Raw genomic sequence first — 328 nt, forward strand, 5'->3', positions numbered from 1 at the left:
TTGCAGCACCCCGTGACTTTGGCCCGCGGCTGTTGCCGAGATGATACAGAAGCGATCCGCCACCCTGCCACAGAATAGGCCCGCCATCGGGTGTTCAGCCCCATCATGCCGATCCGGCCCGAGCACCGCTTTTTCTATCCGCTCGACTGGCGCGAGCTATCGATGGCGATCCGCTTCGGCCGGGCGCAGGGCCGCCGCGAGAGCCGCGGCCCGCCACACGGTCGCATTGTCCTTCATCTGGGGCACCGGCCGCGGTGGTGCGCGGACGCCAGCCGCTGGCGCGACGGCTGGGGCAGACGGATCCGGATAGCTGCGGAGGCTGACATCC

Annotated in this window: 1 pseudogene; it reads left to right on the forward strand. The window is 68.9% G+C overall.

Annotated features, from left to right (window positions below):
• Window positions 1-90: 90 nt before the first annotated feature.
• Window positions 91-328: pseudogene (locus MKK69_RS12255) on the forward strand (hypothetical protein); the annotation flags it as partial.

It is taken from the genome of Methylobacterium sp. J-026 (assembly GCF_022829585.1).
Classification (GTDB): Bacteria; Pseudomonadota; Alphaproteobacteria; order Rhizobiales; family Beijerinckiaceae; genus Methylobacterium.